The organism is Marinobacter alkaliphilus, from assembly GCF_055394375.1.
Genome location: NZ_AP043751.1, coordinates 48,881 through 66,041, shown reverse-complemented (window position 1 = coordinate 66,041; position 17,161 = coordinate 48,881). Strand labels below are relative to the sequence as shown.

The following is a 17,161-nucleotide window of genomic DNA, read 5'->3' as shown; positions in this document are numbered from 1 at the left end:
ACACCCAAGACAATTGCGGATAACGCAGAGCAGGGCAAACGCCACGCTCCATAGAAATCAACATCACGTTCCTTCTCGTCCTTCCCAGTGATCATCCGTTTTGCCTGACGACCATAGCGGTCTGGAACCACCTGATCCCATCCCGAACTCAGAAGTGAAACAGACCAGCGCCGATGGTAGTGTGGTTCGCCCATGTGAGAGTAGGTCATCGTCAGGCTCTTAATACCAAAAGCCCCAGCATCCTTGATGTTGGGGCTTTTTTATTTGTGCTTCGGGAGAAGTGATATACTCCCTACCATTATCCGAATCAAGTTTTGATGGGAGCCTTCCAATGGCCGCAACTGATCACCTTGTCATTTTTGACACTACTCTTCGTGATGGCGAACAGAGCCCTGGCGCCACCATGAACAAGAACGAGAAGCTGCGTATTGCCAAGGTGCTCGAGAAGCTGCGCGTGGATGTGATAGAGGCCGGCTTCGCGATTGCCAGCCAGGGCGATTTCGATGCGGTCAAAGCCATTGCTGAAACCATCAAGGACTCCACGGTCTGCAGTCTTGCGCGTGCTCTGGACAAGGATATTGATCGTGCGGCGGAGGCCATCCGCCCAGCGGCCAGCGGCCGCATCCATACCTTTATTGCCACCTCGCCGATTCATATGAAGCATAAGCTGCAGATGGAGCCAGACGAGGTGGTGGAACAGGCGGTTCGGGCGGTAAAGCGTGCTCGTAGCCATACGGATGACGTTGAGTTTTCCTGTGAAGATGCCGGTCGTTCAGAGCTGGATTTCCTTTGCCGCATTATTGAGGCAGCGATTGAGGCCGGTGCCCGAACCATTAATATTCCAGACACTGTCGGCTATGCGATCCCCGAGCAGTTCGGTGAAACAATCCGGCAGCTGTTGAACCGTATCCCCAACGCTGACAAAGCCATTTTTTCCGTCCATTGTCACAACGATTTGGGGCTGGCTGTGGCTAACTCTCTTGCGGCGGTTACCAGTGGTGCCCGCCAGGTGGAGTGCACCATTAACGGTCTGGGTGAGCGTGCCGGTAATGCTTCTCTGGAAGAAATCGTAATGGCGGTGCGTACCCGCCAGGATCTCTTCAATATTGATACACGAATCGATACCCAGCACATAGTTCCGGCATCCCGGCTTGTGTCGACCATCACCGGTTTTCCGGTACAGCCCAACAAAGCGATTGTCGGCGCCAATGCCTTTGCCCATGAATCCGGTATTCATCAGGACGGTGTTCTCAAACATCGGGAAACCTATGAGATCATGCGCGCGCAAGACGTGGGCTGGCATACCAACAGCCTTGTTCTAGGTAAGCATTCCGGTCGTAACGCCTTCCGTACCCGGTTACTGGAGCTGGGCATTCAGTTCGATACCGAGTCCGAGCTGAATGAGGCGTTTACCCGTTTCAAGGCTCTGGCTGATCTGAAGCATGAAATTTTTGATGAAGACCTCCAGGCCATAGCCAGCGACACGCGTCAGAAAGACGAGGAGGGGCGTTATGGTCTCGTCTGCATGCAGGTCTGCTCGGAAACCGGTGTTGTACCCAAGGCTCATCTGACCCTGACCATGGATGGCAAAGAACACTCGGTTGAGGCCGAGGGCAGTGGTCCGGTGGATGCAACGTTCAAGGCAATTGAGTCGCTGGTTGATTCAGGCTGTAATCTCCAGCTGTATTCCGTGAATAATATAACCAGTGGCACCGATGCCCAGGGCGAAGTGACCGTGCGCCTTGAGCGTGGCGGGCGCATCGTCAATGGCGTTGGCTCTGATACTGATATCATCATCGCATCAGCAAAGGCCTATATCGAGGCGTTGAACCTGATTGCGAGGGGCGGTATTCGTCAGCACCCTCAGGTGGCTGATGTCTGATCGTGAAGTTATGTGGCATTTGTCCCCGGTCAGAGGCATGACGTGATTCGAACAGAGGCGGAAAGGCAATTCTATCTTGGGGCCGCTGGCATTCATCTGTGGTATGCCCGCGCACCGCTGCCTGGCGCAGCGCCGAGCCCGGAGTATGATTTCGGTGTTGCCGAAGTCGAGTCAGCCCCGGTCGTTGTTGATGCGCCGGCAACCAAGCGTGCTGTGCCCGCTCGCCCTGCCGCTGATCCCGGCAATAAAGACCGTCTGGCGCAACTCAAGAATCTGATGGAGACCGGCGCTGGTAAGCCAGATAAAGCAGCGCCGGTGGCCGAGGTTGAGTCGCGAGTTGTGGATTCCGTCGAGCCAGACCCGGCCGCAGAACTGTTGGGTGAAAACGTGCCCGAGGCCAGCCCAAGGGTTGCGTCGATCCAAGATATCGCTCGGCTGTGTCTGCAGTTCTGGGTGGGAGATAGAGTTATTTTGCTTGCCAATCTCTCCGAGGAAGCCAGTTTCAGCATGCAGGATGCATTGGCTCGCAATATTCTTCGCAGCCTCGGTGAGCAGACCCTGGACATGTCAGACGTCATTCGCTGGCCACTGTTCAATAATGTGAGGGTTTCGCTCAACAGTGATGCAGATCTGACGGGCTTGTTGCGGCAATCGCTGGTCCCTGCCAATGGCAAGTCTGTCATAGCGCTTGGCTTTGGCGCCGGGGTCGGTGCGGTGCCTACTATCCTTTCCGACGTTATGGGTCGCAGACCGGAAGTGGTGTTTGACGCCTCCCTTGCTGGCCTGGCCAGTAACCCGGTACTGAAACGAGAGTTATGGCAAAGGATTCGCTCCCTGGGCGCGAAGGGTTAATGTCGACACGGGTCCTTCGCCAGGTTCAGAATCAGGACCTGAGGGTTCGCAGCCTCGTGGAATCCGATCTGCCCCGAGTGATGGAACTGGAATGCCTGGGGTATTCTCACCCTTGGCCGATGTCTGTGTTCCAGGACTGTTTTAAACCGCAATATCGACTGTGGGCGCTGGTGCAAGGCGATGAGTTGGTCGGTTATGCCGTAGTCAACTATATGGTTGATGAGGCTCACCTGCTGAATGTCTGCGTGCATCCTGCCCTGCGGGGTCACGGAGCTGGCCGTTACTTGTTGCGCTACGCCGTGGCTGAATCTATCCGGGACGGAATGGTACAGATGATTCTGGAAGTCCGGCAAAGCAACGAAGCGGCGGCTGCGTTGTATGCCAGCGAGGGATTTGAGGAAATCGGCCGCAGGCCCGACTACTATCCGGATGCCACTGGGCGAGAAGATGCCCGCGTATTGGTCTATCGGTTCACCTGACCCCACGCTACCCCGTATAATAGACCGCTTTTCACCCAACCCAATCAGGTTTCCGTTGTTTATGTCTAACCTATCCCAGGAAGTGGCCAAGCGCCGCACCTTTGCGATTATCTCGCACCCGGATGCCGGTAAAACCACCATTACCGAGAAAGTGCTGCTCTTCGGTCAGGCGCTTCAGAAAGCCGGAACGGTCAAGGGCAAGAAGTCCGGCCAGCACGCAAAGTCCGACTGGATGGAAATGGAAAAGGAGCGGGGTATCTCGGTCACCACCTCAGTGATGCAGTTTCCTTATGGTGGCAAGCTGGTCAACCTGTTGGATACCCCAGGTCACGAAGACTTCTCTGAGGATACCTATCGGACCCTGACGGCGGTTGATTCGTGCCTGATGGTTATCGACAGTGCCAAGGGCGTTGAGGAACGCACCATCAAGCTGATGGAAGTGACCCGCCTGCGTGATACGCCAATCATCACCTTCATGAACAAACTGGATCGCGACACCCGGGACCCGATCGAGTTAATGGATGAAGTGGAAGATGTTCTAAAAATTGCCTGCGCCCCCATCACCTGGCCGATTGGCATGGGCAAGAGTTTCAAGGGTGTCTACCACTTGTATCGGGATGAAGTGATCCTCTATCAGACTGGCCAGGGCCACACCATTCAGGAAAAGCGGGTTGTCAAAGGCCTGAATAACCCCGAGCTCGATGAAGCGATTGGCGGCTATGCCGCTGACCTGCGTGACGAAATTGAATTGGTTAAGGGTGCGTCTCATGAGTTTGATCATGAGGCATTCCTGGCCGGGCAACTCACCCCGGTGTTCTTTGGTACCGCACTCGGTAACTTCGGTGTGGACCATATGCTGGATGGCCTGGTTGACTGGGCGCCTGCGCCCCAGGGGCGCGAAACGGATGTGCGCAAGGTTGAGCCGGCGGAAGATACTTTTTCCGGTTTTGTATTCAAGATCCAGGCAAACATGGACCCACAGCATCGTGACCGGGTCGCGTTCCTGCGTATCGTGTCAGGTCGCTACAATCAGGGTATGAAGGCGCGCCATGTGCGGATTGGCAAAGAGGTGAGGTTCTCCGATGCCCTGACATTCATGGCGGGTGATCGTGAGCATGCCGAAGAAGCTTATGCCGGGGATATCATCGGCCTGCATAACCATGGCACCATCCAGTTGGGTGATACTTTCACCGCAGGCGACGACATGAAGTTTACCGGCATTCCCAACTTCGCACCGGAGCTGTTCCGTCGTATCCGGCTCAAGGATCCTCTCAAGGCCAAGCAGCTGCAGAAAGGCCTGATTCAGCTCTCGGAAGAGGGTGCTGTCCAGGTGTTCCGGCCGATGAAGAACAACGATCTGATCGTGGGTGCGGTAGGTGTGCTGCAGTTTGATGTGGTGGTGAGTCGTCTCAAGAGTGAATACAAGGTCGAGGCTGTTTATGAGCCGATCAACGTCGCCACAGCGCGTTGGGTGAGTTGCAGTGATGATCGCAAGCTGGATGAATTCCAGCGCAAGAACCAGGACAACCTGGCGCTCGATGGCAGTGACCGCCTGGCCTATATTGCCCCAACGATGGTTAACCTGAATCTGGCTCAGGAGCGTTATCCTGATATCCAGTTCCATAAAACCCGGGAACACTAACCAGCGACCGGAGGGTTCCATGCAGCTGGTCGATGCCCATTGTCATTTCGATTTCCCCGAATTTGACGGGGTTCGCGATCAGGTTCTGGATACGGCCAGGGCTCGGGGTGTGGAGGCGCTGGTGGTTCCGGGGGTGCGCAGGGTGGATTGGGATCGGGTTGAGGCGCTGGCGTCCCCGGCACGCGGTCTCTGGTATTGTCTTGGCATTCATCCCTGGTTCGTTGACGAGCACAGCGAGCAGGACCTGGCGGCTCTGGAAGCTCGGCTTTCGGCCCGGCCCGAGGGCTGCGTGGGGCTTGGTGAGTGTGGTCTTGATGCCCCTCACGGCGATCTCGCTGCACAATTGCCGTGGTTCCAGGCGCAGATCGACATCGCAGCCAAGCTGGCCTTGCCTCTGGTCATTCATTCGGTGCGCAGCCATGATCAGGTGCATGGCCTGCTGCGATCGTCCGGGTGGTCCGGCAGGGCCCTGGTTCACGGGTTTTCCGGCAGCTACCAGCAAGCCAGGAAACTGGTAGATCTGGGCTGTTTTATCGGTGTGGGTGGTGTGATTACCCGCGAACGGGCCCGTAAAACCCGCGATGCCATTGCGCGGTTGCCCCTGGAGGCGCTGGTGCTTGAGACCGACGCGCCGGACATGTCGCCGGTCGGTGTGGCCAAGGGGCAGAATTCCCCGGTTTACCTGCCGAATGTTGTGCAAGCGCTGGCGGAGCTTCGGGGCGGGCCGGTCGAGGCAGTCGCAGAAACCCTGTATGACAACGTCCAACGGCTATACGGTTGGCGCTGAGTTCAGGGGAGAATAGGGGATTGACGAAACGCCTTGAGGCAGGGTTGGCTTTCCTTGTGGCTTCGAGTATACTTCGCGCCCTGGCTTTTCAAGGCGATGTCACTATCTCAGCCCCGAATGGTGGCGACGTCAACATACAGGTATGAACCTCCTCCGGATGCCTTGCATTTACCGGTGGTGGTTTTTAACGTTTCTTATATAGCGTTCAAGGCGGAATCAATGAAGACTCTGAGTGCGAAACCAGAAACAGTAAAACGTGACTGGTACGTTGTAGACGCAGCCGGCAAGACGCTGGGTCGTCTGTCAACCGAAATCGCCCTTCGTCTGCGGGGCAAGCATAAGCCTGAGTATACCCCTCACGTGGACACTGGCGACTACATCATTGTTATCAATGCCAGCCAGGTGAAGGTTACCGGCAAAAAGGCATCGGCAAAGATGTATTACAGCCATACCGGCTTTCCGGGTGGAATCAAATCCATCAACTTCGAGAAGCTGGTTGACAAGGCTCCCGAGCAAATCATTCAGAAGGCCGTAAAAGGTATGCTTCCGAAGGGTCCGCTTGGTCGCGCCATGTTCAAGAAGCTGAAAGTGTACGCAGGCGCTGAGCATGCTCATGCCGCCCAGCAGCCCAAAGAACTCGACATCTAACGGAAGGCGAATATGTCTGTAGCACAAAATTACGGTACTGGTCGCCGCAAATCATCCACGGCTCGCGTCTTTATCAAGCCGGGTAGCGGTAACATCTCCATTAACGGTCGCACCATCGAAGATTTCTTCGGTCGTGAAACTCTTCGCATGATCGTTCGTCAGCCGCTGGTTGTTGCTGAGTCTGCTGATCGATTCGACATCACCATCACCGTAAAGGGCGGTGGTATCAGTGGCCAGGCTGGCGCAATTCGCCATGGTCTGACTCGTGCGCTGATGGAATACGACGAAACTCTGCGCCCTGCGCTGCGTAAAGCGGGTTACGTAACCCGTGACGCCCGTAAGGTTGAGCGTAAGAAGGTTGGTCTGCGCAAGGCGCGTAAGCGTCCGCAGTACTCCAAGCGTTAATCGGCGCCATTGCCGATGGAAAAACCCGATCCTATGGTCGGGTTTTTTTATGCCTTGAAGGTCGCCAGATTTTTGATCTGACGCAGGGATAGGCTCTCAGTTGAGCCTTTCCGGCTTGTAAGCGAGGGGTAATTTCATTACCATTTCAGCGCTTATATTTTTGGGTTGTGAAGTCCTTTTCGAAGCGCAGTGCCGGTTTTTCCGCGTCTGTGCCTCGCCTGATGGGAGAAAACCATAATGAGTAATGGCGACGTGAACCAAGGTCGACGCCGGTTTTTGATCGGTGCAACGTCCGTGGTGGGTGGTGTCGGCGTCGTCGGTGCAGCGGTCCCTTTCGTGGCGTCCTGGAATCCCAGTGCGAAAGCGGAAGCGGCCGGTGCTCCGGTAACCGTAACTGTCGACAAGATCGAACCTGGACAACAGATTACCGTCGAATGGCGGGGTAAGCCGGTGTGGATTATCCGGCGCACCGACGAGATGCTTGAGAACATTGAAAAGCTGTCTCCGCGAATGAAAGATCCTGAGTCCGAAGACCCTCAGCAACCGGCTTACATCACCGGCGCACAGCGGTCCATCAAGCCGGAGTTTATTGTCCTGGTGGGTATCTGCACGCACTTGGGGTGCGTGCCAAGCTATCGCCCGGAAGTGGCGCCGGCTGACTTGGGTAGTGAATGGTTGGGTGGTCTTTTCTGTCCGTGCCATGGCTCCCGATTCGACTTGTCCGGTCGTGTGTTCTCCAATCAGCCGGCTCCGCTGAACCTTGAGGTTCCGCCGTACCGGTTTGATGACGATGCGACCATGACCATTGGTCTTGATCCGGAGGCAGCGTAATGAACAAACTGCTTAATTGGGTAGACGAGCGTCTGCCGGTTGTCGATGCTTGGAACAAGCATGTAGGTAAGTATTACGCTCCGAAGAACTTCAATATGTGGTACTTCTTCGGTTCGCTTGCCATGCTGGTGTTGGTGAACCAGCTGGTCACCGGAATCTGGCTGACCATGAGCTATAATCCGTCTGCGGAAGGTGCGTTTGCTTCCGTTGAGTACATCATGCGTGATGTCGAGTGGGGCTGGCTGCTTCGTTATCTGCACTCCACCGGCGCGTCAGCGTTCTTTGTGGTGGTCTATCTGCACATGTTCCGTGGTCTGATGTACGGCTCGTACCAGAAGCCGCGTGAGCTGATCTGGATCTTCGGCATGCTGATCTACCTGGTGCTGATGGCAGAGGCATTCATGGGCTACCTGCTGCCCTGGGGTCAGATGTCTTACTGGGGTGCTCAGGTTATCGTTAACCTGTTCGGTGCAATTCCGGTAATTGGTGAAGACCTGTCTCTGTGGATTCGTGGTGACTACCTGATTTCCGGTATTACCCTGAACCGCTTCTTTGCCCTGCACGTGGTTGCATTGCCGATCGTACTGCTCGGTCTGGTGGTGCTGCACATTCTGGCGCTGCACGAAGTGGGTTCTAACAACCCTGACGGTATTGATATCAAGAAGAACAAGGACGAAAACGGTATTCCCAAAGACGGCATTCCGTTCCACCCGTACTACACCGTACATGACCTGTTGGGTGTGGCGGTCTTCTTCTTCATCTTCTTCATCGTTGTGTTTTACTTCCCGGAGATGGGCGGCCTGTTCCTGGAGAAGCCGAACTTCGAACCTGCGAACAGTCTGAAGACGCCGGCACACATCGCACCGGTATGGTACTTCACTCCGTTCTACGCAATGCTTCGTGCGGTAACCGTTGATCTCTTTGGTCTCGATGCCAAGTTCTGGGGTGTGGTTGTGATGGGTGCAGCAATTGCCATCCTGTTCGTGCTGCCATGGCTCGACAAGAGCCCGGTGCGGTCTATCCGCTACAAGGGCTGGATGAGTAAGGTTGCGCTGGCCATCTTTGTCGTCAGCTTTATCGTCCTGGGCTATCTGGGTATCGTTCCGGCCACCGAGGGTCGTACCATCGTCGCCCAGATTCTGACAGTGCTGTACTTCCTGTACTTCATTCTCATGCCGTTCTACACGCGCATGGAAAAAACCAAGCCAGTACCAGAGAGGGTGACAGGATAATGAGAAAGCTGATTTTTGGTCTTTTCATCGCAATCCTGCCGGCTCTCGGGCTGGCGGCTGCTCCCGGCGGTCCTCTCGACACCATGAAGCCGGATCACACCAACAAGGAATCACTGCAGCGGGGCGTGGCATTGTTCACCAACTACTGCATGGGTTGCCACTCCATGGAATACGCCCGTTACAAGCGGGTGTCGGATGACCTGGAGATTCCGGCGGAACTCTACGAGGAGAACCTGATCTTCACTGGTGCCAAGATCGGTGAGTTGATGCAGATCTCCATGAGTAAGGATATGGCTGCCGGCTGGTTCGGTGCTCCGCCACCTGACCTGACTCTGGTCACGCGTGTGCGTGGTGAATCCTGGGTGTACTCGTACCTGCGAGGTTTCTACCAGGATGACACTCGCCCACTGGGTGTGAACAACGTGGTATTCGCCAACGTTGGTATGCCCCATGTGATGGTCGAGATGCAGGGTCTGTGTGCCGTCGAGCCGAAGATTGGTGTCGGCGCCTCGGTTGAGCCGCTTAGTGGTAACATCAATAACGCGGATGTCTGTCCGGAATATGCCATCGAAGGCAATATGTCGGGTGCAGACTTTGACCGTGCCATGTGGGACCTGACCAACTTCATGTCTTACATGGGTGATCCGGTGAAGGTTGAGCGTGAGCGTCTGGGGATTTTCGTGCTGATCTTTGTGGCGATCTTCTTCATCTTTGCGTACCTGCTTAACCGCGAGTACTGGAAAGACGTACATTAAGATTTAGGGTATAATCCTCAATCCTGAATTCCAGCGGGCCGGTAAGGTTCGCTGGAATTTTGCGTTTGTGTATTGTTTCGATTTTCAGAATCGTGAGGTAGTTATATGGGCGTTGTGACCAAGCGGTCATCAATGACGTTTTTCTCGGATCCGGCCAGTCATTACAGCCACCGTGTGCGCATTGTGCTGGCAGAGAAGGGTGTTACCGTTGATATTGTGGATGTGGATCCAGATAACCCGCCGGGAGAACTGGCTGACCTGAATCCGTACAACGCCCTGCCAACCCTGGTGGATCGGGATCTCGTACTGTACGAGCCCAACATCATGATGGAATACCTGGACGAGCGTTTTCCGCACCCGCCATTGTTGCCGGTATACCCGGTCGCGCGGGCCAACAGTCGCCTGATGATTCACCGTATTCAGAAGGACTGGTGCGGCCTGGTTGATCAGGTTCTGGCGCAGCCGACGGGCAAAGCGGCAGATGCGGCTCGTAAAGAGCTGAAAGAGAGTCTGCTGGCAACAGCGCCTCTGTTTGCGGAAATGCCGTTCTTCCTGTCAGAAGAGTTCACTATCGTGGATTGCTGCATCGCGCCAATTCTCTGGCGCCTGCCGGCGCTGGGCATTGATCTGAGTGACAAGCAGGCCAAGCCTATTCAGAAATACATGGACAGCATCTTTGCCCGGGAAGGTTTCAAGGCAAGCCTTTCAGACCTGGAAGAAGACATCCGAAGCTGATCGGCAAGCCCGCATGGCGGGGCAGGAGTGGTTGCAGTGCCTGATATGAGTGTCACTATGACGTCTAGCCGTCCATACCTGGTACGATCCCTCAATGAGTGGATTCTGGATAACGACTGTACCCCTTACATCGTGGTCGACGCGGGTGTGCAGGGTGTTCAGGTGCCGACAGAACATGTCGCCAATGGTCAGATCGTCCTGAATATCAGCCCTGGCGCGGTTCGGGGATTGGTGATCGGTAATGGCGCGCTGGAGTTCAGCGCGCGCTTTGGCGGTGTGCCCATGCAGGTGTTTATTCCGTTGCAGGCGGTCATGGCTATCTACGCCAAGGAAAATGGTGAAGGTATGGTGTTCGGCAGTGAGCCGGGTTCGCCGGATCCTGATGGCGGGGCGGATACAGATGCTCCGACGGGCAGGCGATCCGATGAGCGCCCGAGTGGGCGACCAACCCTGAAAGTGGTGAAATAAAAAAAAGCCGGCGAAAGCCGGCTTTTTTGTTATCCGCCAAACAGTTTGTGGTCAACCAGGTCGCATAAGGTGTTGATGATCAGCAACATTAACGGTGTGGCTTCGTGGGGGGCAAGGTCATTCAGGGCAATTTCATGATCTTCCGGGTGCATCAGAGAGGTAATGTCTGATTTTTCCCGGGCGCTCAGTACCACCACCTGCATCTCCCGGTCGTGGGCCGCCTGGATGGCCTGGATCAGGTTGGCCTTATGGCCGTCATCGACAATGACAAATAACAGGTCGCCGGGTTTGCCGATGGCGCGAACTTGTCGGGAGAAGGTATCGTTGAACCGGTTATCTCGGCATATCGCCGAGTAAGTGGTGGCGTCTGCCCCGAGGTTGATTGCAGGCAGTGCGGGCCTGTCCTGCTCAAAGCGGTTCAGCAGTGCTGTACAGAAATACTGGGCTAGTATGTTTGCGTTGCCATTGGCGCAGGCGATGAGCTTGCCGTCCTGCAGCAGGGTATTCACAAAGGCGTCTGCTACATCTTCAATATCCGGCCCGGCAGTGCTGGCAGCCTGGGCAGTCTGTTCCATGTGGTTGGCGAACCACTGGTTGATCTTTTGTGCGGTGTCGGTCATTGGTTCGGTTATTCTGCCTGGATTGCGTTTTTGATCCATTGTACCCGGTATTTGCGCACGGTACCCGGCATGATCGCGACGACGTCAATTCTGGACGCGATGTTCCACAAGCCGTTCCGGTGCAGGTAATAAGAGGCAGCCCGAACCAGTCGGCGCTGTTTGCCATAGGTTATGGAGCTGGCCGGGTCTACGAGGCTGCCGGCACCTCGATAGCGAACCTCGAAGAACACGAGGGTCTCTCCGTCCTGGCCAATTAGATCCAGTTCCCCGCCGCGGTTGTAGACGTTCTGCTCCAGAATGGTAATGCCGTTTTTCGCCAGATAGCGGGCGGCCACCCCTTCATAATGATTTCCAATGGCGCGTTTGCCTTCCATGGCTCATGTCCTCTAAAGGTGTTGGCTATCACCTTGCTCAGTTTCGCGGGCGCCTTCCCTAGAAGTGGCCTCATTGAGTTCCGGAGCCAGTACTGGCCGCCCGTTCTGGAACTGTGCCCAAAGTTGATGGCGGTGGATGGCGCCGTCCGGGGTCATGGTGAGGGTGCCTGTCTGGCCATCGATGGCGGCTCCTTCAACTTGCCGCAGCAGTGGCAGGCGTTTGCTCAACTGCCAGGCATCAGCGCCCATGGCAAACAGCCGGCCCAGTTGGCCTCGTGTGCCGCTGAGATTCTGTTCCGCCTGGGTGCGCAGCGGGTTATCTTCGGCAAGAACCCATGGGATGTCGGTAAACGTCACCCGGTTCAGGTCGCGGTCACGGCCCGGGTCTTGAGTGCCCTCATAGACAATGGACGGGGCATATACCGGCAGGTCACCGGAGAAATAGAACGCGAACAGCGGATTGAACTGGCGCGCAACTGTGGGTTGTGCGACCAGTACAATGGCTTCGGCATCCTGGCGGCGACGGGGTTCGAACTCTACGTTCTGGCCAATGGTTCTTTCCACCTGGATAGCCCGCTGCCGGGATGTGGTGACCCCGAGCAGGTCGGCGGTAACTGACCGGAAGTTGTCCTCCGGGAAGAACCGTTCAATGTCGAGCACGGAACCGTTGTGGGTAGCCATGCGTTGCAGCAATGCCTGTTCCACGCGATCACCCCATTCGCCCCGGGGAATGAGCACCAGGATCTGGCTGAGCGACTGCGCTGCCAGCTGGTCGGCAATCTGCCGGGCTTCATCTTCGGCTGATAGGCCGAACTGGTAAAGCCCGTCGGGCACACGGCTGTCCGCCGGCAGGTAATTCAGCCCGAGCACTGGAACGGCAAGTGTGTTTCTCGAACTCAGGCCTGCAAGTGCGTCTTTTTCTAGAGGGCCAACAATCAGGTCGATGTTCTGGCCAGCCAGGTCTTCATACAGGGCCGTAAAAGGTTTGCTGGAGGTGTCGACGATGCGGATATCGGTTTTGCTGCGGTCCGCGCTGTCATCACTGAAATAGGCAGCGAGGAAGCCGTCCCGGATTGCGCGCCCGGCACTTGCCAGAGAGCCCTGCAGGGGAAGTGCCAGTACGATGCGTTCCGGCCGGCTGGTGGCCAGTTCCGACAGCAGGCGAAGGTCTGTGGGCAGGATCTGTGCCGCGGGGTGCCCTGGCCAGTTATTCTGCCAGGCCCTGATCAGACGCCCCTGTTCGTCAAGGCCGACATCGCGGGCGCGCAAGGTGGTGGCCAGCTCCAGCCAGCCCTGTTCTTCGAAGCCGATGGCTGTTTCTGAAGCTTCATTCAGCGCTTGCCCGGGGATTGTCCTGAGGTATTGCCAGATCTGGTCGTGGGTGTCCTGTGGGTCGCTTTGGGTGTCAGTCTGGCTGAGCAGCATCAGCGTAAGCGCGGCGGACAGCTGGTCATCATTGAGGGCGAATGTCTCAGCCTGCAGTTGCGCGGCTTTTGCCATGATGTCTGACGGGTAGCCGAGGAAGTGGTCTGGCGACAGATTGCCGACCAGTTCATTCGCCCAGTCGCTATCTTGAAGTTCGACGGCGCTGGCCATGGACAGAAGTAATTTTTGGCCGGTTAGCTGGCTGTCGATCGTGTCCAGCTGCTGGTTGCGGAGAATCTGGCGCGCCGCCCTGTGGTTGCCCTGATCCTGGAAGTTGCTGGCCATCCGCAGAAGGTAACGCTGTGCTGTTACGGGGTTTCGTTCGCTGGCAGCAAGTTCGAGTGCACGCTCTGGTGTGTCTGCAACCTGGCTGTCCAGGTTGACGGTGGCGCAACCCCCAGTCAGAAGGATGACCAGGGTGATCAGGGCAAAAAGTGTTCGATGGCTGCGGTATTTAGTCATAGCAGGCTCGGAGTCTCCGGATCATTAGGCTTGTGGTGCCGCTTTATTGGTGGCAAGTTTACCAGCTCCCGGCCCATTTCACATGACATGCCTGTCATGGGTGCCGGGTTGCACGGGAGTGACGCAGCTCCTGTCTTCTATCGGTGGGAGTATGTGTATGTCCGGTTCGGAAAATGTCCGGAAAGAGATGGATGGTGTTCTGTATGTGGTTGCAACGCCAATTGGTAATCTGGACGATCTCTCTGACAGGGCGCGTCAGACCTTGGCAAAAGTGGACCTGGTGGCTGCGGAGGATACCCGTCACTCCGGACGGTTGCTCCAGCATCTTGGGTTGAGCAAACAAATGTTGGCGCTGCATGACCACAATGAGCGTGCTCGGGTAGCAGGGATTCTGGATGCGCTGGCGGCGGGGCGGCAGGTAGCGTTGGTATCTGATGCTGGCACACCGCTGATCTCGGACCCGGGTTACTTGCTGGTTCGCGAGGTTCGCGCGGCGGGTTACCGGGTGTCGCCGGTGCCTGGCCCGTGTGCGCTGGTTGCCGCCTTGTCTGTGGCGGGGTTGCCGACCGACCGGTTTCTGTTCGCAGGCTTTTTGCCAGCCAAGCGCTCGGGCCGGCAGGCTGCGTTGACGGAATTGGCGCGGGAGCCAGCGACTTTGGTGTTCTATGAGTCGCCACATCGCATTATCGAATTTATGAAAGACCTGGCTGAGGTATTGGGGGCGGATCGGGAGTGTGTGTTGGGGCGAGAGCTGACCAAGACCTTTGAGACCTTCTACAGTGGTCGCGCGGATGAGGTGCTTGAACAGCTTGAGAGTGATCCTCATGGAGCCAGGGGTGAGTTTGTGGTGATGGTCCGTGGCGCGGCGCCGACACCCGCTGGAGAAGCCTCCGTTCTGGACACCGATAAACTGCTGGAGTTGTTGATCAAGGAGTTGCCGGTGAAGAAGGCGGCCCGGATTGCGGCGGAAGTCAGTGGTCTGGGTAAAAATGAGCTCTACCAGCGCGCGTTGGAGCTGAAAGATCATTAAGGCCTTGCATGGCGGCGGATGCGGGGGTATTGTCGGCACCGAGCTCGCCAGGCAGTCGCCGCCGGTTTCGATCGGGGGAGGAAAGTCCGGGCTCCGCAGGGCAAGGTGCCAGGTAACGCCTGGGCGGCGCGAGCCGACGGAAAGTGCAACAGAAAGTATACCGCCTAAGCGCCTTCGGGCGCCGGTAAGGGTGAAATGGTGCGGTAAGAGCGCACCGCGTGGCTGGCAACAGTCCACGGCGATGGTAAACCCCACCTGGAGCAAGACCAAATAGGAATCCAATGGCGTGGCCCGCGCTGGATTCGGGTAGGTTGCTTGAGGCCTGCGGTGACGCAGGCCCTAGATGAATGACTGTCCAAGACAGAACCCGGCTTATCGGCGAGCTCGCCATTTTCTCTTTTGATGTAATGCCCATCCTTCTCACAATTCGGCCTTTATAGCCAAAAAATCTTAAACCTCAGAAAGGCTCTTTAGAGTTTTCCGCAGGTGCTTGTTTTTTCTCCTTTTCTTTACGTCTTTTTAACGATTTTCTAAGTTTCCCCTTTGTAACCTCTTGTCATTAAAGGAGCTTTCGCCTGTGTGGTGCCGAATGCGGCGCTTGCATTGTCTTTTGCGTGTTTCTATAGTGTGCGGAAGTGGGAAAAAGTGGTTTCAAGTGGTTTTTTGTGGAAATAGCAGCCTTGGATACGGCATAAATGAGCAACTTTCTTGGCAGTCATGCCATCAATATGGACGCGAAGGGTCGCCTGGCGATCCCGACAAAGGTGCGTGAGGAACTCGCGCAGCTTTGTGGTGGCCGTATTGTTCTGACCGCCAATGCCGATGAAGAGCGCTGTCTTTTGCTGTATCCAGAGCCGGAGTGGGAAACCCTCAGGCCCAAAATTGAAGCGCTGCCAAACATGAATAAAGCCGCCCGGCGTTTACAGCGGCTGATTCTCGGTAATGCGGCGCCTATGGAGCTGGATTCCGCTGGCCGCATCCTGGTGCCGCCGACGCTGAGAAGCTACGCGCACCTGGAGAAAAAGTTGATGCTGATTGGTCAGGGCAAGAAGCTGGAGCTCTGGAGCGAGGAGCGCTGGTTTGCCTGGCTGGATGAATCTTCTGGCGATGACGATATGCCGCCGGAAATGGAGGCGCTGTCGCTATGACCGAAACAGAGCAGGCGTCAGATCAGCCATTCCGGCATCGCTCGGTGCTGCTGGATGAGGCTGTCGATTATCTGATCAATGATCCAGCTGGTCGTTATGTGGACGCCACCTTCGGTCGGGGCGGTCACAGTCGTCTGATTCTGGGCCAGTTGGACGCTCCGGGCAGCTTGATGGGTATCGATAAAGACCCGGAAGCCATTCAGGTTGCCAAAGATCTGGCAGCACAAGATAGCCGGTTTTCCTGGTATCACGGCTCCTTTTCTGAGTTGAGTCAGGCTCTGGACAGTCAGCAGTGGCCGACGGTGCAGGGTGTGCTGATGGATCTCGGGGTGTCGTCGCCACAGCTGGACGATGCTGCGCGCGGTTTTTCGTTTATGCGCAATGGCCCGCTGGACATGAGGATGAACCCTCAGGAGGGGCAAAGCGCTGCTCAATGGCTGGCAACCGCAGACGAGCGCGACATTGCGGATGTGATCTGGCGCTACGGCGAAGAACGTTTTTCTCGCCGTATCGCGCGTCTGGTGGTTGCCCGCCGGCAGGAAGAGGCCATTGAAACAACCCGCCAGCTGGCGGAGTTGGTGGCTGAGGCGGTGCCCAAGAAAGAAAAGCACAAACATCCGGCCACCAGAACGTTTCAGGCTATCCGAATCTTTATCAATCGGGAGCTGGAAGACCTGGAAGTCGGTTTGGTTGCTGCGGTCGAGCGCCTGGCGCCAGGCGGTCGCCTGGTGGTGATCAGCTTTCACTCGCTTGAAGATCGCCTGGTAAAGCGCTTTATGCGGGATTTGGCCCGTGGCCCGATGATACCCAAGGGTGTGCCAGTGACCGCTGACCAGGAGCGCTCCGAGTTTTGCCTGGTAGGTAAGGCCAGCAAGGCCAATGAGCAGGAAATTACCGAAAACGTCCGTGCCCGTAGTGCAGTCATGCGGGTACTGGAAAGACGAACCAACTAATCGAATTCGCAGGGGAGCGCGACGTTATGGGCGCGGTAGCCATCGAACAACCAACCAAGACCACCAGGCTCAGCAAGCAGCGGGTTCGTGACGGCGTGGCAACCGCCGTGCGCCTGTCCCGGCAGGTTTTCGACACCACGCGGGAGAGCCGGGTGGTGGTGACTCTGGCGTTGGTGGCGGTATTAACACTGTCTGCCATCGGTGTTGTTGTCAGTGCCCACGAAAACCGGGAGTTATTCAATACGTTGTCCGGGTTGCAGCAGCAACGTGATGCCTATCAGCGGGAATGGAGTCAGCTCTTGCTTGAGCAGAGTGCGCTGAGTGCTCATGGGCGCGTAGAACACCTGGCGGCAGAACGTTTCAATATGGTGGTGCCGGGGCGACAGGACATAGTTCTTGTGCCGCTGATGTCTCCGGTTGCGGCGAAATAACG

The 17,161-nt window shown here is 56.5% G+C and carries 19 protein-coding genes, 1 rRNA gene and 1 other RNA gene; 18 read left to right on the top strand and 3 right to left on the bottom strand.

The genetic code is table 11. From position 1 onward, the window contains the following. The first annotated feature begins 103 nt into the window (after window positions 1–103). From rrf to ACZ5Q2_RS00275, 13 genes are all read left to right on the top strand, one after another. Window positions 104–217, top strand: a 5S ribosomal RNA gene (rrf, locus tag ACZ5Q2_RS00335). 114 nt (window positions 218–331) lie between these two features. Next, a complete protein-coding gene (locus ACZ5Q2_RS00330) occupies window positions 332–1,882 on the top strand; it encodes a 2-isopropylmalate synthase (protein WP_432210550.1) in 1,551 nt (516 codons plus the stop codon). Window positions 1,883–1,924: 42 nt separating this feature from the next. Beyond that, the gene (locus ACZ5Q2_RS00325; RefSeq protein WP_432210551.1) at window positions 1,925–2,734 is read left to right on the top strand and encodes a hypothetical protein; all 810 of its coding nucleotides are present in this window, start codon (window positions 1,925–1,927) and stop codon (window positions 2,732–2,734) included. Continuing rightward, window positions 2,734–3,213 carry a ribosomal protein S18-alanine N-acetyltransferase gene (gene rimI / locus ACZ5Q2_RS00320; protein WP_432210552.1) on the top strand — a complete coding sequence of 160 codons (480 nt, stop codon included), beginning with the start codon at window positions 2,734–2,736 and terminating at the stop codon, window positions 3,211–3,213. The genes ACZ5Q2_RS00325 and rimI overlap by 1 nt, the downstream gene beginning before the upstream one ends. A 61-nt stretch (window positions 3,214–3,274) precedes the next feature. After that, complete coding sequence (prfC, locus tag ACZ5Q2_RS00315) at window positions 3,275–4,855, top strand: peptide chain release factor 3 (protein ID WP_432210553.1); 1,581 nt, start codon at window positions 3,275–3,277, stop codon at window positions 4,853–4,855. 19 nt (window positions 4,856–4,874) lie between these two features. Then, window positions 4,875–5,642, top strand: coding sequence for a TatD family hydrolase (locus ACZ5Q2_RS00310; protein WP_432210554.1), 768 nt, complete (start codon window positions 4,875–4,877; stop codon window positions 5,640–5,642). A 219-nt stretch (window positions 5,643–5,861) separates the two neighbouring features. Further along, entirely contained in the window at window positions 5,862–6,290 is a 429-nt protein-coding gene (gene rplM, locus ACZ5Q2_RS00305; protein WP_022988664.1) for a 50S ribosomal protein L13, read from the top strand. 12 nt (window positions 6,291–6,302) lie between these two features. Continuing rightward, window positions 6,303–6,695 carry a 30S ribosomal protein S9 gene (rpsI, locus tag ACZ5Q2_RS00300; protein WP_058092410.1) on the top strand — a complete coding sequence of 131 codons (393 nt, stop codon included), beginning with the start codon at window positions 6,303–6,305 and terminating at the stop codon, window positions 6,693–6,695. A gap of 237 nt (window positions 6,696–6,932) precedes the next feature. Beyond that, window positions 6,933–7,526: a ubiquinol-cytochrome c reductase iron-sulfur subunit gene (gene petA, locus ACZ5Q2_RS00295; protein ID WP_058092411.1), complete on the top strand. Its 594-nt coding sequence runs from the start codon at window positions 6,933–6,935 to the stop codon at window positions 7,524–7,526. Continuing rightward, on the top strand, window positions 7,526–8,758 hold the full coding sequence (locus tag ACZ5Q2_RS00290) for a cytochrome b (RefSeq protein ID WP_058092412.1): 1,233 nt from the start codon (window positions 7,526–7,528) through the stop codon (window positions 8,756–8,758). The genes petA and ACZ5Q2_RS00290 overlap by 1 nt, the downstream gene beginning before the upstream one ends. Next, window positions 8,758–9,513, top strand: a complete 756-nt coding sequence (locus ACZ5Q2_RS00285) for a cytochrome c1 (protein ID WP_058092413.1) — start codon at window positions 8,758–8,760, stop codon at window positions 9,511–9,513. The genes ACZ5Q2_RS00290 and ACZ5Q2_RS00285 overlap by 1 nt, the downstream gene beginning before the upstream one ends. Window positions 9,514–9,618: 105 nt before the next feature. Then, window positions 9,619–10,248: a glutathione S-transferase N-terminal domain-containing protein gene (locus ACZ5Q2_RS00280; RefSeq protein WP_058092414.1), complete on the top strand. Its 630-nt coding sequence runs from the start codon at window positions 9,619–9,621 to the stop codon at window positions 10,246–10,248. Between the two features lie 57 nt (window positions 10,249–10,305). Next, complete coding sequence (locus ACZ5Q2_RS00275) at window positions 10,306–10,716, top strand: ClpXP protease specificity-enhancing factor (RefSeq protein ID WP_197463856.1); 411 nt, start codon at window positions 10,306–10,308, stop codon at window positions 10,714–10,716. Between the two features lie 29 nt (window positions 10,717–10,745). Here ACZ5Q2_RS00275 and ACZ5Q2_RS00270 read toward each other — a convergent pair whose 3' ends face one another. From ACZ5Q2_RS00270 to ACZ5Q2_RS00260, 3 genes are read right to left on the bottom strand one after another with little or no spacing between them, the layout of a single operon-like run. Next, window positions 10,746–11,336: a D-sedoheptulose-7-phosphate isomerase gene (locus tag ACZ5Q2_RS00270; RefSeq protein ID WP_058091019.1), complete on the bottom strand. Its 591-nt coding sequence runs from the start codon at window positions 11,334–11,336 to the stop codon at window positions 10,746–10,748. A gap of 8 nt (window positions 11,337–11,344) precedes the next feature. Beyond that, on the bottom strand, window positions 11,345–11,710 hold the full coding sequence (locus ACZ5Q2_RS00265; RefSeq protein WP_230713957.1) for a YraN family protein: 366 nt from the start codon (window positions 11,708–11,710) through the stop codon (window positions 11,345–11,347). A 12-nt stretch (window positions 11,711–11,722) separates the two neighbouring features. Beyond that, a complete protein-coding gene (locus ACZ5Q2_RS00260) occupies window positions 11,723–13,597 on the bottom strand; it encodes a penicillin-binding protein activator (protein ID WP_432210555.1) in 1,875 nt (624 codons plus the stop codon). A 151-nt stretch (window positions 13,598–13,748) separates the two neighbouring features. Here ACZ5Q2_RS00260 and rsmI point away from each other — a divergent pair, with 151 nt between their 5' ends. The 5 genes from rsmI (at window position 13,749) to ftsL (ending at window position 17,159) form a co-directional block, all read left to right on the top strand. After that, window positions 13,749–14,627, top strand: coding sequence for a 16S rRNA (cytidine(1402)-2'-O)-methyltransferase (rsmI, locus tag ACZ5Q2_RS00255; RefSeq protein WP_061333006.1), 879 nt, complete (start codon window positions 13,749–13,751; stop codon window positions 14,625–14,627). A gap of 39 nt (window positions 14,628–14,666) precedes the next feature. Next, an RNA gene (gene rnpB, locus ACZ5Q2_RS00250) (RNase P RNA component class A) lies at window positions 14,667–15,018 on the top strand. Between the two features lie 304 nt (window positions 15,019–15,322). Next, window positions 15,323–15,775 (top strand): division/cell wall cluster transcriptional repressor MraZ, encoded by a 453-nt coding sequence (mraZ, locus tag ACZ5Q2_RS00245; RefSeq protein ID WP_061333007.1) that lies wholly within the window; start codon window positions 15,323–15,325, stop codon window positions 15,773–15,775. Further along, on the top strand, window positions 15,772–16,728 hold the full coding sequence (rsmH, locus tag ACZ5Q2_RS00240; protein WP_061333008.1) for a 16S rRNA (cytosine(1402)-N(4))-methyltransferase RsmH: 957 nt from the start codon (window positions 15,772–15,774) through the stop codon (window positions 16,726–16,728). Before mraZ ends, rsmH begins: the two co-directional genes overlap by 4 nt. Before the next feature lie 26 nt (window positions 16,729–16,754). Next, on the top strand, window positions 16,755–17,159 hold the full coding sequence (gene ftsL, locus ACZ5Q2_RS00235) for a cell division protein FtsL (protein WP_058091014.1): 405 nt from the start codon (window positions 16,755–16,757) through the stop codon (window positions 17,157–17,159). Window positions 17,160–17,161 lie beyond the last annotated feature (2 nt).

What these genes read in the sequence shown, in the direction of transcription:
- rpsI (WP_058092410.1), top strand. Translation starts at nt 6,303, where the DNA reads ATGTCTGTAGCACAAAATTACGGTACTGGTCGCCGCAAATCATCCACG.
- ACZ5Q2_RS00330 (WP_432210550.1), top strand. Translation starts at nt 332, where the DNA reads ATGGCCGCAACTGATCACCTTGTCATTTTTGACACTACTCTTCGTGAT.
- rimI (WP_432210552.1), top strand. Translation starts at nt 2,734, where the DNA reads ATGTCGACACGGGTCCTTCGCCAGGTTCAGAATCAGGACCTGAGGGTT.
- ACZ5Q2_RS00280 (WP_058092414.1), top strand. Translation starts at nt 9,619, where the DNA reads ATGGGCGTTGTGACCAAGCGGTCATCAATGACGTTTTTCTCGGATCCG.
- ACZ5Q2_RS00265 (WP_230713957.1), bottom strand. Translation starts at nt 11,710, where the DNA reads ATGGAAGGCAAACGCGCCATTGGAAATCATTATGAAGGGGTGGCCGCC.
- ACZ5Q2_RS00285 (WP_058092413.1), top strand. Translation starts at nt 8,758, where the DNA reads ATGAGAAAGCTGATTTTTGGTCTTTTCATCGCAATCCTGCCGGCTCTC.
- ACZ5Q2_RS00310 (WP_432210554.1), top strand. Translation starts at nt 4,875, where the DNA reads ATGCAGCTGGTCGATGCCCATTGTCATTTCGATTTCCCCGAATTTGAC.
- rplM (WP_022988664.1), top strand. Translation starts at nt 5,862, where the DNA reads ATGAAGACTCTGAGTGCGAAACCAGAAACAGTAAAACGTGACTGGTAC.
- ACZ5Q2_RS00290 (WP_058092412.1), top strand. Translation starts at nt 7,526, where the DNA reads ATGAACAAACTGCTTAATTGGGTAGACGAGCGTCTGCCGGTTGTCGAT.
- prfC (WP_432210553.1), top strand. Translation starts at nt 3,275, where the DNA reads ATGTCTAACCTATCCCAGGAAGTGGCCAAGCGCCGCACCTTTGCGATT.
- petA (WP_058092411.1), top strand. Translation starts at nt 6,933, where the DNA reads ATGAGTAATGGCGACGTGAACCAAGGTCGACGCCGGTTTTTGATCGGT.
- mraZ (WP_061333007.1), top strand. Translation starts at nt 15,323, where the DNA reads ATGAGCAACTTTCTTGGCAGTCATGCCATCAATATGGACGCGAAGGGT.
- rsmI (WP_061333006.1), top strand. Translation starts at nt 13,749, where the DNA reads ATGTGTATGTCCGGTTCGGAAAATGTCCGGAAAGAGATGGATGGTGTT.
- rsmH (WP_061333008.1), top strand. Translation starts at nt 15,772, where the DNA reads ATGACCGAAACAGAGCAGGCGTCAGATCAGCCATTCCGGCATCGCTCG.
- ACZ5Q2_RS00275 (WP_197463856.1), top strand. Translation starts at nt 10,306, where the DNA reads ATGACGTCTAGCCGTCCATACCTGGTACGATCCCTCAATGAGTGGATT.
- ACZ5Q2_RS00260 (WP_432210555.1), bottom strand. Translation starts at nt 13,597, where the DNA reads ATGACTAAATACCGCAGCCATCGAACACTTTTTGCCCTGATCACCCTG.
- ftsL (WP_058091014.1), top strand. Translation starts at nt 16,755, where the DNA reads ATGGGCGCGGTAGCCATCGAACAACCAACCAAGACCACCAGGCTCAGC.
- ACZ5Q2_RS00270 (WP_058091019.1), bottom strand. Translation starts at nt 11,336, where the DNA reads ATGACCGACACCGCACAAAAGATCAACCAGTGGTTCGCCAACCACATG.